Below are 16,409 nucleotides of genomic sequence, written 5' to 3'. Positions count from 1 at the left end.
GTCGATAAGCATTACATTTTCCAGTGCTGCCCGTTTTTGACTGATTTCTAACTCACTGTAACCATTTTTGCGTTTAAAATTCAGATGCAGATTGTTAATCAACGCATTGCCTGCCGATTGCTCGTGCTGCACTTTTTCCGACAACACAAATATGCCACCGGTATTGAGTCCGTCGTAGATATCTTTTATGACTGCGCTGCGTTCTTCTGGTGCAATAAACTGCAGGGTGAAGTTCATGATCACCATGGACGCATTATGAATTTGGGCTGTTTGAGCAAAGCCTTCGCGAACGTGAATTTTGTTAGGTAAATTGAATGCTTCAACTACGCGTTGGCAGCGCTTTACCATCGCAGCGGAGCTGTCAATGGCCTGAATCTGACACTGATTTGGCGGGCAATGGCGTGCCACCGATAATGAGGCTGCACCCAGTGAACAACCCAAATCATACACATTAGAGTGTGGCGTAACATAAGCCTCAGCAAGTTCGCCTATGGTTTCGATGATCGTTTGGTAGCCGGGAACCGAACGATTGATCATGTCCGGAAATACATCAGCTACAGCATCATCAAAACAAAAGTCGCCAACATGTTCACGAGGCGTTGCAAAAATATTGTCTTTATTGGCCACAATTTCTCCAATGCGCAAATAACGGGCGGCAATTTTACTCTGCCTTAGCGGAAATCCAAGTAAAAATAGAAAAAAAACACCAACAATCCAATTCTTTACTTCAATAAGTTAATCTTTAGTATTACCCTATGCTGATATGCAGTTGGAAGCGATTGAGGCCTTTATAAATGCGATTTGTTATAGCTGATGACCACCCCCTTTTCAGGGAGGCACTCACTGCGGCGCTTACTCCTTTGTTTGACGGATTATCGGTAATCGAAGCTGATTCAACAGATGCGTTGTTTGATGTGTTAAAACGCAATGATAACGTTGACTTGCTGTTGCTGGATTTGTCTATGCCAGGATCAAACTGGTTCGATACTCTGACAACCGCCAAAGAAAGATTACCCGATTTACCCATAGTGATGGTTTCTGCCAATGATGACATTGATGTCATCTCTCAAGCCATGGCGCTGGGAGCATCAGGCTATATTCCTAAATCCACGCCCACACGTTCAATTGCCGAAGCCATTGACATTGTGTTAGGTGGTGAACAATGGTTGCCAGCCAGTATTGCTGAGAGACTTACTGATCACAGCAGTAACATGAGTGATATGCTTGAGCGCTTTAAAGAGCTGACCCCCAAGCAGTTACTGGTGTTGCGTTATGTGCGTTCTGGCATGATGAACAAGCAAATTGCACACGAAATGAATGTAACCGAAGCAACGGTTAAAGCGCATATCAGTGCAGCCTTGAAGAAGCTGGATATTAATACCCGCACCCAGGCGGTGCTGCTGATGGACAAGCTCCAAATCAATTAATACTTCTCATGAGGTGCCGATGAACCCACGCATACCAAAAGTAGATCTTCATCGGCATCTGGATGGCAACATTCGCCCGGCTACCATTTGGGAGTTGGCGCAAATACACCAGCTTTCACTTCCAGCATCCTCTGCTGAGGGGCTCATCCCATTTTGTCAGATTCAGGACAAAACCAGTGATTTACTGGCGTTCCTGGCCAAGCTCGACTGCGGTGTATCGGTATTAGCCGATTATGATGCCTGTTATCGTATTGCATATGAAAACGTAGAAGACGCCAAACAAGAAGGACTCGACTACGTTGAGCTGCGCTTTTCACCGTATTACATGGCACAAACACATCGGTTAACGGTTGCCCGTGTTGTGGAAGCCGTTGTTCAGGGATGTAAAGATGGTGAGCGGGACTTTGGCGTTAAGGTGAATCTGATTGGGATACTAAGCCGAACGTTTGGTACCGATGCCTGTTCGCAAGAACTGGCAGGTTTGCTAGCGCATCAAGATAATATTACGGCATTAGATTTAGCCGGTGATGAACTGGGGTTTCCTGCGCCTTTGTTTGTATCGCACTTTAAGCAGGCCCGTGATGCTGGTTGGCACATTACCGTGCATGCAGGTGAAGCTGACGGGCCACAAAGTATCTGGCATGCCATCGAATTGCTTGGCGCGCAGCGTATTGGACACGGTGTTGCTGCGCAACAGGATCCGCGGTTAATGCGTTATCTGGCAGAACACAATATTGGAATAGAAGCCTGCCCAACATCCAATTACCAAACTGCAACAGTAGAAGATACTGCAAATCATCCTTTAAAAGCGTTTCTGGATGCAGGTTTGGCCGTCACGTTAAACACCGATGATCCCGGTGTATCGGCTATCAATCTGGCTCACGAATTTCATGTCGCAAAAACGGTAATTAAGTTATCGGATGCCCAACTGGACTCGGTACAGCGCAATGCCGTTGAGCAAGCCTTTTTGACGGCAGCCGAAAAACAACAGCTTTTCCAAACAGCGGCCTCGCGTAGCTAACACTACCTGTTTTACCTGTCTCGCAACTACGTTACTGAATTCAGTAGATTAAGTCACAAAAGTGTATTGAACTCAGGTATATAACAGTTCAGACTTTGTAGCTTATTACTCCGTCAATTGTTTACACTGGCAGGTTGTTATGTCTCCGCTGTTAATTTCTGTTGGGCTGCTTTTTTGCAGCAATATCTTTATGACCTTCGCGTGGTACGCGCATCTGAAAGAGCTTAATCACAAACCCTGGATTATTGCGGCGCTGGTGAGTTGGGGAATTGCCTCTATAGAATACTTGTTTCAGGTACCGGCAAATCGCATTGGTTTTACGGTTATGTCGGTGGCACAGCTTAAAATACTTCAGGAAGTGATCACGCTAACCGTTTTTGTCCCGTTTTCGGTGATGTACTTAAAGGAGCCGTTAAAGCTTGATTATTTATGGGCGGGTTTGTGTATGGTAGGGGCCGTTTATTTTATGTTCAGATCCAAAATGTAATAGTGTAAAAAAGAAAAGGAAGCCAATTGGCTTCCTTTTGCAACGGTTAATATCAACGCTATATTAGCGAATAGCTGCAACCAGTTCTTCGTGCGCGAAGTCATCTACTGCGATGATTTTCGCTCTGCCAGCCTCTGTACGACGCAGCAAATCAGCTTCTTCATCGGTAATGAGTTTTTTCTCAATAGCAATATCAGCCAGTTTGTCCAGTTGGGTAAACTGACGCTTTTCTCCCAGTGCTTTACAAACCTTGTCGAACACGGGTTCAGCCGCAATCACATCATCCAGCGTTTGCTCCAGCTCACCGGGTAAGCTACCTGGTTCGCGGGTTAAATACTGGCCATCACCCAGACGGCTTCGCGCTGTTCCGGGTGTTTGCAATAGCTGTGCGATTTGGTGTTCCGTTTCATCACTGGGTTTGCTTACGCGGTGTCCAAATGGAATTAATTTCCACTTGAGTACCTTGCCCAGCCAGCCAATCGGGAAGTTATCCAGGAAGTCCATTAAGGCGGTTTCCAGTTGATAAATACAATCTTGCATAGCCCAGTGCATTAAGGGCAGATCTTCGTGTTGACGACCTTCTTCGTCGAAGCGTTTTAATGTTGCGCTTGCCAGGTAAATGTAGCTCAACAAATCGCCTAAGCGCGCAGATAAACGCTCGCGACGTTTAAGTGAGCCGCCCAGAATACCCATCGATACGTCGGTAAGTAGCGCCAGGTTGGCACTGTAACCTTGTAGTAATTGATAATATCGCGCAGTGCTGTCTTTGAATGGTGAGCTGTGCAGATATCCGTGGGTGAGTGTAAACCACGAACTGCGCACCGCATTGGCAAGGGCAAAGCCAATGTGGCCAAATACGGCTTTATCGAACGCCTGAATCGCTTCGTCATTATCGTCAATTGCTGCGGCTTTGATTTCTTCCAGAACATAAGGATGGCAGCGCATAGCGCCCTGACCAAAAATCATCATGTTGCGGGTAAGAATGTTAGCGCCTTCCACAGTAATCGAAATTGGCATACCCTGATAACCACGTCCCAGGTAGTTGTTTGGCCCCAGCATAATGCCTTTACCACCATGCACGTCCATCGCATCGTTTACCACGATACGTGAGCGCTCAGTGAGGTGGTATTTACAAATGGCAGAGATCACGGAGGGCTTTTCACCCAGGTCTACACCTACCGTAGACAAACGCGTTACGGCGTCCATCATGTAAGCATTGCCACCGATACGGGCCAGCATTTCTTCCACGCCTTCCATGTGTCCGATAGGAATTTTAAACTGACGACGAATGCGAGCGTAGGCACCTGTAGACATGGCGCAGGCTTTTGCACCGCCCGCTGAAGTAGAGGGCAAGGTGATACAACGGCCAACCGACAAACATTCCATCAGCATGCGCCAGCCTTTACCGGCCATGTCAGCGCCACCAATAATGAAATCAAGTGGTACGAAAATATCCTTACCGCGTACCGGGCCGTTTTGGAACGGCGTATTTAACGGGAAGTGGCGACGGCCTATGTCCAGCCCTTTAGTGTCATGTGGAATGAGCGCACAGGTAATACCTATATCGGTTTTGTTACCTAACAATTGGTCTGGGTCATACAGTTTAAACGCCAGGCCCACTACAGTAGCAACCGGTGCCAGGGTGATATAGCGTTTGTCAAAGGTAAGACGCATACCCAGCACTTCTTCACCTTCCCATTCGCCTTTGCACACAATGCCCTGATCGGGAATGGCACCCGCATCGGAACCCGCTTCCGGGCTGGTTAATGCAAAGCAGGGGATTTCGTCACCCTTTGCCAGTCGCGGCAAATAATGGTCTTTTTGAGCCTGGGTACCATAATGCTGGAGCAATTCTCCCGGGCCTAACGAATTAGGCACGCCTACTGTGCTCGAGAGCACCGCACTGGTGCCCGCCAGTTTGGCTATTACGCGGGATTGGGCATAGGCAGAAAAATCAAGACCGCCGTATTCCTTTTTAATGATCATGGCAAAGAACTTATGTTCTTTCAGGTAGGCCCATACTTCAGGGGGCAGATCGGCATCTTTATGGTTTACCTGCCACTCGTCAATCATACTGCACACGCGATCAACCGGACCATCCAGGAAAGCCTGTTCTTCGGCGGTTAAGCGCCCTTTGGGAATAGCATGAAGGGTATGCCAGTTTGGACGGCCAGAGAAAATTTCTCCATCCCACCATACGGTACCTGCATCAATGGCTTCCTGTTCAGTGGATGACATTTCAGGCATTACTTTGCGATAAAATGCCAGCATGGGTGTAGTGAGATAAGGAATACGTACCGAAGGCACAACAAAGGGAACTGCAAGTAATGCAAAGAACACCCAGCTGAAAAAGCCCAGGCTGCCAAACAGCGTTGCAATAATCAGCGTACCCGCGCCAATCGCCACGGTGTTAGTTAGGGTAAATCGTTTATAGGCACACACTGCGAGTGCGACCAACACGATAATGAACCACACTAAATCAGACATTTTTACTCCTCATTATCTACTGTTGAGGTCTGACCAGAATACCTTAAAGCTATCTCTGCATAGCCGAAAAATCAAGTAAAAACGGTGTTAAATCCGTGTAACAAACGAAGTTTGCTTAGAAGTAGTTAATTGAAGGGAAATACAATTGGAAAGATAATAGTTAAAAGCCAATTGCGCGGCTGAAGCCGCGCAATTGAGTCAAATTCTGTTTACATGGGAGCGTAGGCTTTTAAGCGCAAATCACCTTGCTCTTCACCGTCTTTAAACTGCTGTAACCTTACCATCTGATAATTTAGTTCTGGCGCAAACCAAGCGTAAGTTACCCGCGAACCAGAGTCGCGTTCTATTTCAACTTTAATCGCATCGATGTCGCCATAGGGCAAGGTTAATTTTTCAACCCCATGAACCTGCATGCCATAGTGTTTTTGCTGACCGCGATAGTTAATAAACTGGTAATCCAGTTCTTTTACACCCTGTGCCAGTCTTACTGTCAGGTCGAGTCGGTAAAGCTGGTTATCCAATTCGTTTTGCCAGGGTAACTGCATTTGTTCACCATCATTGTCGATATCAATAATGGCGGGAGGCCCGGCGTTAAATCTCACTTTTAATGCTTTGTCAGAACCCGTACCGGTGCGCGAATAATTGTATTCCTGAGGCGTAAGGGTATCGCCATCGACCGTAAAAATGGAATGTTCAAAGCGTTTGTCTGTGAGGAAGAATTTGGACAATTTTGATTGATAAGTCAGTGAATACAGGCCAGGTGATAACGCTTCTAATGAAACTTTTGCCGAGCCCAGATTGTCGTCCCATTTATAAGCGTAGTATACAGCTTCAAAAGGTTGTAGTTGGACTTCGGCGATATGAGTTGATTTGGTGGACGCTAAGCCTGTTGAAGAAAACAGGCCGAGCAGAGATATGCAAATAACACGCTTAATCGTTAGCGTAACCGCCTTCTGGAAGAAGATTCCCATCTAATACTGCCTTATTATTATTCATTGTTAACCGGCCACTGCAAAACCAGTGTACCACCAATGGGTAAATATGGCGTTCCTGTTCCTGCACCCGCTGAGCCAGTGTACCAGCATCATCGTCGCTAAACACCGGCACTTTACATTGAATGATGACCGGGCCGCCGTCAAGTTCTGGTGTTACAAAGTGAACGCTTAATCCGTGCTCCTCGTCGCCATTGTCGATGGCGCGTTGGTGCGTATTTAACCCTTTGTACTTAGGCAACAAGGATGGATGAATGTTCAATAATTTACCCAGATAATGATCAACAAAATCAGCGGTAAGGATTCGCATAAAACCTGCTAGCACTACGCAGTCGGGGGCATAGCTGTCGAGCGTTTGCATCAGTGCAGCGTCGTAACTTTCGCGATCATCAAAGGTTTTGTGGTCCAGGCAAACCGCAGGGATCCCTGCGGATTCTGCACGTTCTAAACCATAGGCGTCTGGACGGTTTGATATCACACAGGCAATCTTGCCGTGAATTTTACCCGCCGCAACAGCATCAATTATGGCCTGAAGGTTTGACCCGTTTCCGGAGATTAATACACAAATATTAGGCACTGCACTGGACATCGGCATTACTCGGTAATTTCTACTTGTGCATCACCATCTAATTCAGCAATGCTACCAATCAACCAGGCGTTTTCACCGGCTTGCGTTAAAATAGACAGAGCTGAATCAACATCGGCTTCATCAATTACAATAATCAAACCTACACCACAGTTAAATGTGCGGTACATTTCGCGGGTTTTTACATTGCCGTTAGTTTGTAGCCATTTGAATACTGCTGGCCATTCCCAGCTTTTTCCGTCGATTACGGCTTTCGCATTTTCAGGCAGTACACGAGGAATGTTTTCCCAGAAACCGCCACCGGTAATGTGAGAAATAGCCGACACTTTTACTGTTTCCAGCAACTTGAGAACGGATTTAACGTAGATTTTTGTGGGTTCTAGCAAATGGTCGATAATTGGCTTACCTTCCAATGGTTGTGTTACATCGGCACCACTTACTTCAATAATTTTACGAACAAGAGAATAGCCGTTTGAGTGCGGACCCGATGAACCCAGCGCAATGATTTTTTGGCCAGCAGTAACATTGGCGCCATCAATAACCTCAGAGGCTTCTACCACGCCTACACAGAAGCCAGCGATATCGTAGTCGTCACCATGGTACATGCCGGGCATTTCAGCAGTTTCGCCGCCAATAAGTGCACAACCTGCCTGCTCACAGCCAGCACCAATTCCCGATACTACGTCGGCCGCGGTGTCTACATTGAGTTTACCTGTGGCGTAATAGTCCAGGAAGAATAGGGGTTCAGCACCCTGAACTATCAGGTCGTTCACGCACATGGCAACTAAATCAATACCCACGCTGTCGTGACGCGCATAGTCCATGGCTAAACGCAGCTTTGTACCCACGCCATCGGTGCCTGAAACCAACAACGGCTGTTTGTATTTTTCCGGCAGCGCACACAGTGCGCCAAAGCCACCCAGACCTCCACGTACTTCTGGTCGGTTAGTGCGTTTGGTTACCGATTTAATACGTTCTACTAATTGATTGCCAGCATCGATGTCGACGCCTGCATCTTTATAACTTAACGAGGTATTTTTGTCAGTCACGGGCAAGCCTTTTTAGGTGGACGGGTTTGAATGCGCGGATTCTACCAGTATCCGTCTCTAAGTCCAATGCGTAATCCCTCAAGTTAAGCAGGAAATGTTTATTATTCCCAACAGGGGACAAGAGGTACCGCCAGCGGATATTGGTCGTCAATATTGACCTTTGGGGTTGAGCGGTTGTTTTCTGTACAGATGCATCGGGATAGATCAGCACAATGCTCATTTTTGTGGTGAAAATCAGATTTAAATAGCTCACAATACAAAAATTATCACCACTGTATTGACCAGTTGGTACCAGAAGTGATTTGCAAATAGTCAGTGAATGTAAAAATGTCGAAAGTTGAGTAAAGCGATTGCTGTTCACTACTCGAAGTCACTCACTTCCGAACAGATGTTGCTGTTCAGGGATAGGGAGAAAGCGTTCTGCTTAAGTGGTTTATGATTGCTAAAACAAAGTTATGTTGTGCTGTTCTGATAATGGGCAGCATGTTGATCCAGATACTATTGCCTGTACAGGCGAGTTCAACAATTAACATCCAATCTGCAAAAGTGGCAGTAGATGATCGCAATAGTCGTACGCAGCGCGCAGCTACCCGTCAGGCACTCACGCAATTATTGATCAAATTTACCGGGCAGGGTGATATCAGTAGTTATCAGGCACTGAAAACAATCAGTGAAGATGCCAATCGGTACTTAAGAGCTTACCGCTATACGGAGGAAAACGGTCAGCTATACTTTGTTGCCGAATTCGACCGCCAACAATTAGAAACGGTACTAAAACGCGAGCGACTGCCCATTTGGGGAGATCGTCGCCCTGATGCCTTGTTGTGGCTGGCGACAGAAAATGACAAAGGCGAGCGGCGTATCACTGGCGATGGACAGGTTAACGAGTTTGCTATTACCGCTCGGCGTGAAGCTGAAGTGCGAGGGGTACCGTTAACGTTTCCACTGATGGATTTAGACGACGCTGCGCGTATTAACGCCTTTGACGTTTGGGGGTTATTTCCTCGTCAGCTTAATCTGGCATCCGCACGATACAACGTGGATTTTGTATTAGGTGCCCGCATTTATCGCAATCGTACACGGGACTTCGTGTTACCGGGTACAGAATCTGCTGCCATTGCCAGCGAAGTAGAGTCAGAGACACCGACAGTTCCACAATCAGATTACGTTGAGCCGCAGTTAGAGCACCCCCTGCAACAGGCGGAAACCGTACAAGAAGCGTTGCTGGCGTTGCCGGAAGGCCAGATAACGCCGGTTGCACTCGACGACGGCCCGTTGTTTACCCAGGAAGAGTTTTCAACCCTGGCAGCCAGAGCGAAGAAAGGCCGCTATTCATTGGATTTCTTTTACGTTCCTTTTAATGGCGCTTCCTCACAGGTTGTTCACGGTACACTGATTGGCGACGAGCCTAATGAGTTAATAACACAACTAATCAACCGTTATGCCGATCATTTGGGCCAGACTTACGCTATTTTGCCTGGCGATGCCAATAGCGAACAGCGCATTGAATTGTCAGTGGGTAATTTGCATGATTTACGGGGTTATGTTGCTGTTCAGCAGTACTTGCAAGCGTTAAGCGTAACTGAAAGTGTTACCCTGGTGCGTCAACAAGGCACGGTGAGTACATTTAGCTTACATCTGCTTGGTAGCGAGAAAGATTTGCGCGCAGTGTTGAGTCTCGATAACCGTTTACAGCCACTTAGAGACGCGTTTGGTCAGCCTCTGGAAGGCATGCATTATTTCTGGAGTCAGTGATTTATGCAGCTTCCTTTGCCAGTGACTCTGCCTGATGATGAAACCTTTGCCAGTTTTGTGGCAGGAGGAAATGAACAGGTTCTGACGTTGCTTGCCTGTGTCGCTGAGCACTCACCCAACTGGCGGGAAGAACCGTCGCTGGCAATTTTACATGCGGCGTCGATTCCGTTGATCAACCTGGTTAGCGGTAATGGCAAGGGCAAAAGTCATCTGCTTTATGCTGTGTGTCATCAACTGGCTGCTCGCGATATTCCACATGTGTACCTTAATTGTGCAGACCTGATAGGCTTATCGCCAAGAGTACTGGATTCTTTGGAATTATTGCCAGTGATTTGCCTGGATAACCTTGAGCATATCGGTGGCAATGAAGCCTGGGAAGAAGCGGTATTCGACTTAATTAACCGGGTAAGTGAAACTCGGGTTGGCTTGTTGATATTTGCTTCGCAACTTGGGCCCCAACACAGTGAATTTTTATTGCCTGATCTGCGCTCCAGACTCAGTGCCGGGTTAACATTTCAATTAGTGGGTTTAACCGACGAAGAGCGTGCTGAAGTGTTAAGTTCCAGAGCGCAACAACGTGGATTAAATCTGTCTGAACAAGCGTTGCATTACCTGTTGAATCACAGTCAGCGCGACTTGCCAAGCTTAATGGCGTTGTTGGAGCGACTGGATCAACGCTCGCTACAGGAACAAAAGAAAATTTCCGTCGCGCTGGTGAAGCGCGAGCTATCGGAATAATGCAATTACGCCAATAGCCCGCTTACCTCTGAATTTTAATCTAGTGTAAATGACGCTCAAACTCTGCAATCTGCAAAGGCGGCAGTGTTGCTTGGGAGTTTGCTTCTTTTCCGCTTGTCAGGAAACGCAGGTTTCCGGCACTGTCTAATGTAACCAAATCGAACCACGACTGGCCGGCCGGCATTTGAATAACATCGGGTAAATCCGCCTGAATGCTGGACACGTTGAGGTCGGGCAGGATGCGCTGTACCGCAAATGCCGTTCTAGCTTGTAGTGTGTCCTGATTAATGCGATGACGCTGCCCCCAGGTGATTAGCGCATCGTCGTTGTTGTCTCGGCCAATAACCGCGACATCGGCGCTTACATTCATGCGATAGAGCATCATAAATTGCTCAAACAACATAGCGTAATCTTCGCGCTCGGTGTAATAGGCATAATAGGCGGGCGCAATGTCAGCACTGAACGCATCAGCAACCTCGGCTGGCGTGGTATTTTTCTGCGCAGTCGTTGCATCCTCACCACCAAATGATACATCTGCCAATCCTTCCAGTAATGCCGATTGCAACGGATAGTTTGATGACATTATTGAGGATTGTGCACCGTAACGCTGGAAATGGCTCAATGGATTGCTCGATGAATCAACACTTGACCAAACTGAGGGGGGAAAGAAATCATTGGCGTGAGCCAGTTCATGGTACATCAGCCAGGCCAGTGATGCTTCCAGTTGATCGAAACTCTTCGAAAGTCGGCTGCTGGCCGCTAATGACGACTGAGGATAATAGTATTCGCCGTCTTTCACGTACCGCCAGTAAATGCCAAATTGCAGTTCGTTACCAAAACTACTGCGGTAATCGGGAATAGTGTTAATGGTGTCGCGCTCTTGTGGTGTGCGCCAAAAGTTGCGGGCATCCAGATAGATCGCACCGGTTCTTACCCAATAAAAAGACGGGCGAACATCGTACGAAATAACAACGGCAGTTACACCGCGCAGTAATTTTATGATGTCCTCTGCCGCCGCAGACTGAGTTAAAAACTCCCTGAAACGCTCACCCATCCAGGCGTGAGAGACAAGTGTACGATCTAAAATAGTGTCGATAGTAGGTGACAGGGTATCCATGCCAATCAGTGGGAGTTTGTCGAATGAACAACTATTCACTACTGTGTTGTTGTAAACACATTCCAACAGCGCATCTGCATAAGGCGTATTCGGATTATAGGGGCGTAAATCGGTAGTAACGTACATCTCGATATCGGTGAAAATCGCCGAGTTTACGATACTGGCTTCTTTTACACCGATCAGCACGTCATCACTGGCTGTAGTGCCATCATCAAAAGTAGCAGTCACGCGAAACGCCATCACTTCGTCGCGGGAAACCTCTGGGGCTTCCATAAATGCCGAACGCATAGGGCCATTGGTGCGGTCTTCCTGATAGGTGATTTCAGCAGGGGCAGGGCCACCAATTTGGGTCCATTGGGTTGATGTAATGATTTTATTGGAAGGGCTGTCAACCCGAATGGATACCCGGCCACGCTCGGTAGCCATATGATCCAGTCGCAAATTAACCGTGTCTTCGGGGGTGTTATCACTGGTGGTAAATGACACGGTTACAGTGCGAAAAATACCACTTGCGGTAGTGGCCGATACGGTTAAAGCGTAGTCACCGGTTTCTGTTACGTCGAAACCAATAGCTTGTGATTGATCTGCCAACAATGTTAATGCTGGCCCTGACGTTTGTTCCCACTGCACGTTGGTCAGTGACTCACCATTGTCGGCCAGCACCACAAACCCAGCAGAGGCATTCACATCAATTATGTCATTACCAAAAACAGATAAACCATTTTCTGATTTTAACGGCGTTAGCCGGGTAAAGTCTGGTGTTGGCGTCGTTGGGTTGCCCGGCGCATTACTGCCGCCGCCACCGCCACATCCAGCCAACAGCGTCGTTAAACTAATCGCAACAGTGGTGCTTATGATCGCTTTGAAAACCGCTCGCATTCTTCTTGCATCTCCTCTTTTAACTTCTTTAAACCGAGGCCTAATTCCCTGCCTCGAAGCCGGGCATATACGCTGCAACCGGTAAACATGCCAACTACCAGTACCAGTTCAATGATAGCAAACCCGCGTTCTGCCGGTTCCGCGTATAACACGGTAAAACCATGCATCAAATAATACAGTGCAATGAAGTTAGCCCAAGCGTGCGTATAGGGTTTGCCTTTAATAATGCCCCACATCGGTAATAGTAAGGGAAGGGCATAAATAAGGAATATGAATTTGAGTGAATACTGTTCCGTGGTTGTGAAAATAAGTTGCCAACTCACTACCCAAACAAATAAAGCCAGCGTGCAAACGAGTGCCAGATAACGGAATTTTTTGGTGGCAGGTGCCATAGTTGGGGACATAGATGGAGCCTTGGAGGTCATACAACATTACCTTGATTAAGCGAAGCTGCGAGTGTAGCAAGACGCTTGCCTTGCGCGATACACAATTGTTTTTCCGTTTGCGTTAACTGGTTACTATGCTGACTCAAAGCAACATGCGTTGGGCCGTAAGGGGTGCCGCCTTCGGTTGTACTATGCAACGCTGGTTCAGAGTAAGGCAGACCACAAATTACCATGCCATGATGGAGCAGCGGCAGCATCATCGACAGTAAAGTGCTTTCCTGTCCACCGTGCATACTGCTGCTCGAGGTAAATACACAGGCTGGCTTGTTAATAAGCGCGCCATCCAGCCACAAACTGCTGGTTGAGTCTAAAAAATGCTTAAGCGCGGCAGCCATATTGCCAAATCGGGTGGGACTGCCCAGTGCCAGTGCGCTGCACTCTTTTAAATCCTGTAGGGTCACATACGGCGGGCCGGATTCCGGCTCAACCGGCGGCGCGTTGTTTTCTTCTATTGTCACTAATGGTGGCACAGTGCGAAGCCGGGCGGTTGCCCCTGTCGCTTCAACACCCAATGCAATAGCCCGCGCCAGTGAAGCAGTAGCACCGTGGCGACTGTAGTACAGAATTAATACCGGACCCATTTACAGAATATCCAGTACCGACTCAGGCGGCCTGCCAATTTTTGCCACGCCCCCATTAATAACCACTGGACGTTCCATTAATTTTGGGCATGCAGCCATGGCTGCGAAACGCTCATCATCTGTGGTTGATGGGTTATCTAACCCGGCGTCTTTGTATTCCGCTTCTTTTACGCGCATCATGCTGGTTACGTCAGTTAAACCCAACTGCACATACAGCGTTTTTAACTCTGCTACGTTCAGCGGTTCTTTCAAATATTCCACAACCTCCGGCGTTAAGCCTTTATCCTGTAACAATGCTAAGGTTTCACGGCTCTTTGAACAGCGTGGATTGTGTAGTATTTTTAATTCTGCCATGTGCGTTTCTCATATCCTGTTTTGTTAGCGCGAAGGAGTATCGGCTTGAACGAATTGAAAATTGTCGCAGATTTTAAACGACAAACGCAACAACGAGGATCAATTAAGACCGCGGTTCTGATTGTCTTGGCGTTGGCTGCCATGCTGGCAGGGGTATTTGCGCAGCGCCAAATGTCGGGTAGCGATGTAACCTTGTCCACGGCAGACGGTAAAGCGTATTCCTGGCAATCGGAGTCCTGGACAGTGATTAATTATTTCGCCGAATGGTGTGCACCTTGTTTACGTGAGTTACCTGAATTAAATGCATTTTACCGCTCTGGTGAGGCGCGAATTCTGGGGGTGAGCTACGACAATTTAGCAGCAGCAGAACTGAACGCTATGATTGCCCGGCAGGACATTCAGTTCCCGGTGGTGAGCAGTACAGACGTTGCAAACCTACCTGTGCCCATGCCCAGCGTATTGCCAACAACCTACATCATTTCACCCGACGGGCAGCTGATACAAACGTTACACGGAGAGCAAACCGAAGCAGGACTTAAGGCTTTACTGACGGCACTTTCAGCAAACTAGCGCTACTTCGTTTATTGCATTTGCTTCAGTTTTTCCTGTTCGTCGCGGAACTGTTGGATGCGCGCTCTGATGCGCTGCTTTTCCAGGTGATTGTCGCCAGTAAAGTTAAAGGCGTATTGTAATTCGTCTATTGCATTGGGATACGCGCCGTATAACGCTAGCAGTTCTGCTTTACTCTGATGCATTCCCATGTACAACTTTTCACCTTTGTAAGCATCGGTTAGGATTTGATAAGCAATTTCGTCCTGTGGATGAATCAACAGGTAATCACGCAGTAATTCGATTGCTCGTGTATATTGCTTGGCTGATACCAATGCGTTAGACAGGTTCAATACAACCACGCTGTTGCGCGGCTTTTGCGCCAACACATGTTCTAATTGAGTGATGGCATTTTGTGGGTTGCCCAGCGCAATCTCAATGTCTGTGGCTAAATCCAGGTAAAACAAATTCTCTTTGTCTTGAAGTAATAGCGCGTCGTTGATTGCTTTAGCTTGCTGGTACTTTTCGTTTTCAAACAGTGCAATGGCCAAACCATACTGGGCGGCCTCTTTAATCAAATAAGTACCAGTGTCATTCATTGCCTGAAAATACTCCAGAGAGTAATCCGGCTTAAACTGATAGCGAGCCTGAATTCTGGCTTTGGCCAGATGAAATGTCTTGCTCGGTGGAAGCCTTACATTGGGATAGCCATCCATTCGTATCCGGGCATCGGCAATCCGCTTTTCTGTTAAAGGGTGGGTCAGTAACCGCTCCGGAGGACGCGAGCTGGTACGGTATTGTTCGGCCATTTTGCCAAAAAAGCTGGCAGTAGCTTTGGGATCAAAACCCGCAGAATACAAAATATCAATACCAATGCGGTCGGCTTCCTGTTCGTTTGAACGGGTGTAATCAATGCCCATTTGGGCTGACATGGCCTGCGTAGTAGAAAGTGCTGCTATACCGGCTTCCGGATTAGCCATCGCCAACAAAATACTGCCAAACATTGAGGCAAGCTGAAGCGGTGAGCTGCGCTGCTGAGACAGTGCTCTTCGCGCAAGGTGACGCTGGGTAACGTGTGTTACTTCGTGCGCCAGAACTGAGGCTAATTCACTTTCGTTATCGGCCGCCGTGATGATCCCAGTGTGAACACCCACATGACCGCCGTAGAATGCGAAGGCATTCATTGCGTTGTTGTTAATTACAAAAAACTGAAAAGGGAACTTGGTATTGTCGGCCTGGAGTACCAAACGATTACCCAAATCCTGAATGTATTCATTAATTACGGGATCGCCAATCATTGGTGCCTGACCGCGCATCTGGCGCATGATCGCGTCGCCGATCAGTATTTCTTTGTCGAGTGTCAGGGCCTCGGAAGCCACTACACCAATTTCAGGCAATGTATTTTTGTCACTGCCAAGTGTTTGCGCCTCGGCTTTACCGGCAACCAGAAGCGTTGCCAATATTGCACTAACGATAGAGCTTCGAAAAAATAGCGATGAAATCATGATTCCCCTGGCAAACACCCAATACTGCTGATTATTGGACAACAGTTTGCCTGACAGTTCCTTTTTTTCTGAATTAAAAGTAGCTATTTGCCTGTTTAATAAGCAAACATAACCTAATAGGATCACAACACAAGCCTGTTATACAAGCAAGCGTCTTACCGTAAAATTGTCATGTCTGACAGTATTGCGAATTCATCGCACCAGACCTAGTGCAGGGCACTATATACCGGTATAGTAACGCCCCTTACCGCTGCATGTTGTGGTGTTGTTGAATTTAGCGTAGTTGAAAAATTCACGGTCATGTATGCCAGCCCGGCCCGTAAGTAAAGTGATTACCCGTAAAGGAATTACATAGGATGTCTACATGTTAAGTATTTTTGGTAGATGGTATAAACGCAAATTTTCCGATCCCGATGCCACCATGCTGCTGATCCTC

The 16,409-nt window shown here is 47.4% G+C and carries 16 protein-coding genes; 6 read left to right on the top strand and 10 right to left on the bottom strand.

Translation table 11 applies throughout. The annotated features are described in order from the left end of the window. A partial coding sequence (gene cmoA / locus ACLR2L_RS12565) for a carboxy-S-adenosyl-L-methionine synthase CmoA (protein WP_413368546.1) occupies positions 1 to 627 on the bottom strand: 627 nt, incomplete at its 3' end. A 167-nt stretch (positions 628 to 794) separates the two neighbouring features. Here cmoA and ACLR2L_RS12560 point away from each other — a divergent pair. The 3 genes from ACLR2L_RS12560 (at position 795) to ACLR2L_RS12550 (ending at position 2,935) form a co-directional block, all read left to right on the top strand. Further along, complete coding sequence (locus tag ACLR2L_RS12560; RefSeq protein ID WP_140957221.1) at positions 795 to 1,427, top strand: response regulator transcription factor; 633 nt, start codon at positions 795 to 797, stop codon at positions 1,425 to 1,427. 19 nt (positions 1,428 to 1,446) lie between these two features. Continuing rightward, positions 1,447 to 2,448, top strand: a complete 1,002-nt coding sequence (add, locus tag ACLR2L_RS12555; RefSeq protein ID WP_413368545.1) for an adenosine deaminase — start codon at positions 1,447 to 1,449, stop codon at positions 2,446 to 2,448. 139 nt (positions 2,449 to 2,587) lie between these two features. Further along, positions 2,588 to 2,935, top strand: coding sequence for a DMT family protein (locus ACLR2L_RS12550; RefSeq protein WP_413368544.1), 348 nt, complete (start codon positions 2,588 to 2,590; stop codon positions 2,933 to 2,935). Positions 2,936 to 2,998: 63 nt separating this feature from the next. On the opposite strand, the gene fadE is transcribed toward ACLR2L_RS12550, so the two are convergent. The 4 genes from fadE to purM form a co-directional block, all read right to left on the bottom strand. Next, complete coding sequence (gene fadE / locus ACLR2L_RS12545) at positions 2,999 to 5,422, bottom strand: acyl-CoA dehydrogenase FadE (protein WP_413368543.1); 2,424 nt, start codon at positions 5,420 to 5,422, stop codon at positions 2,999 to 3,001. A 209-nt stretch (positions 5,423 to 5,631) separates the two neighbouring features. Further along, complete coding sequence (locus tag ACLR2L_RS12540; protein ID WP_413368542.1) at positions 5,632 to 6,393, bottom strand: DUF3108 domain-containing protein; 762 nt, start codon at positions 6,391 to 6,393, stop codon at positions 5,632 to 5,634. Next, complete coding sequence (gene purN / locus ACLR2L_RS12535) at positions 6,353 to 7,003, bottom strand: phosphoribosylglycinamide formyltransferase (protein ID WP_413368541.1); 651 nt, start codon at positions 7,001 to 7,003, stop codon at positions 6,353 to 6,355. The genes ACLR2L_RS12540 and purN overlap by 41 nt, the downstream gene beginning before the upstream one ends. Before the next feature lie 5 nt (positions 7,004 to 7,008). Then, entirely contained in the window at positions 7,009 to 8,049 is a 1,041-nt protein-coding gene (gene purM, locus ACLR2L_RS12530; protein ID WP_413368540.1) for a phosphoribosylformylglycinamidine cyclo-ligase, read from the bottom strand. Between the two features lie 483 nt (positions 8,050 to 8,532). Between purM and ACLR2L_RS12525 the strand changes: the two genes are divergently transcribed. Both ACLR2L_RS12525 and hda read left to right on the top strand, forming a co-directional pair. Further along, positions 8,533 to 9,804, top strand: coding sequence for a DUF2066 domain-containing protein (locus tag ACLR2L_RS12525; RefSeq protein ID WP_413368539.1), 1,272 nt, complete (start codon positions 8,533 to 8,535; stop codon positions 9,802 to 9,804). Positions 9,805 to 9,807: 3 nt separating this feature from the next. Then, positions 9,808 to 10,542, top strand: coding sequence for a DnaA regulatory inactivator Hda (gene hda / locus ACLR2L_RS12520; protein WP_413368538.1), 735 nt, complete (start codon positions 9,808 to 9,810; stop codon positions 10,540 to 10,542). Between the two features lie 40 nt (positions 10,543 to 10,582). Here hda and ACLR2L_RS12515 read toward each other — a convergent pair whose 3' ends face one another. Genes ACLR2L_RS12515 through arsC form a run of 4 tightly spaced genes read right to left on the bottom strand, consistent with a single transcriptional unit; the run spans position 10,583 to position 13,919 of the window. Continuing rightward, a complete protein-coding gene (locus ACLR2L_RS12515; RefSeq protein ID WP_413368537.1) occupies positions 10,583 to 12,538 on the bottom strand; it encodes a hypothetical protein in 1,956 nt (651 codons plus the stop codon). After that, positions 12,511 to 12,930 carry a DUF2069 domain-containing protein gene (locus ACLR2L_RS12510; RefSeq protein ID WP_140957585.1) on the bottom strand — a complete coding sequence of 140 codons (420 nt, stop codon included), beginning with the start codon at positions 12,928 to 12,930 and terminating at the stop codon, positions 12,511 to 12,513. The genes ACLR2L_RS12515 and ACLR2L_RS12510 overlap by 28 nt, the downstream gene beginning before the upstream one ends. Before the next feature lie 29 nt (positions 12,931 to 12,959). Further along, positions 12,960 to 13,565, bottom strand: coding sequence for an NAD(P)H:quinone oxidoreductase (gene wrbA, locus ACLR2L_RS12505; protein ID WP_413368536.1), 606 nt, complete (start codon positions 13,563 to 13,565; stop codon positions 12,960 to 12,962). Then, the gene (arsC, locus tag ACLR2L_RS12500; protein ID WP_413368535.1) at positions 13,566 to 13,919 is read right to left on the bottom strand and encodes an arsenate reductase (glutaredoxin); all 354 of its coding nucleotides are present in this window, start codon (positions 13,917 to 13,919) and stop codon (positions 13,566 to 13,568) included. Between the two features lie 45 nt (positions 13,920 to 13,964). On the opposite strand from arsC, the gene ACLR2L_RS12495 reads away from it, so the two are divergent. Beyond that, positions 13,965 to 14,489, top strand: a complete 525-nt coding sequence (locus ACLR2L_RS12495; RefSeq protein ID WP_413368534.1) for a TlpA family protein disulfide reductase — start codon at positions 13,965 to 13,967, stop codon at positions 14,487 to 14,489. Positions 14,490 to 14,500: 11 nt separating this feature from the next. Here the strand turns inward: ACLR2L_RS12495 and ACLR2L_RS12490 are convergent, their stop codons facing one another. Further along, positions 14,501 to 15,973, bottom strand: a complete 1,473-nt coding sequence (locus ACLR2L_RS12490; protein ID WP_413368547.1) for a M48 family metalloprotease — start codon at positions 15,971 to 15,973, stop codon at positions 14,501 to 14,503. Positions 15,974 to 16,409 lie beyond the last annotated feature (436 nt).

This window comes from Alteromonas sp. AMM-1 (genome assembly GCF_047290655.1).
Taxonomy (GTDB): Bacteria; Pseudomonadota; Gammaproteobacteria; order Enterobacterales; family Alteromonadaceae; genus Alteromonas; species Alteromonas mangrovi.
The sequence above is the reverse complement of the archived record's forward strand: the minus strand, read 5'-3'. Positions and strand labels throughout refer to the sequence as shown.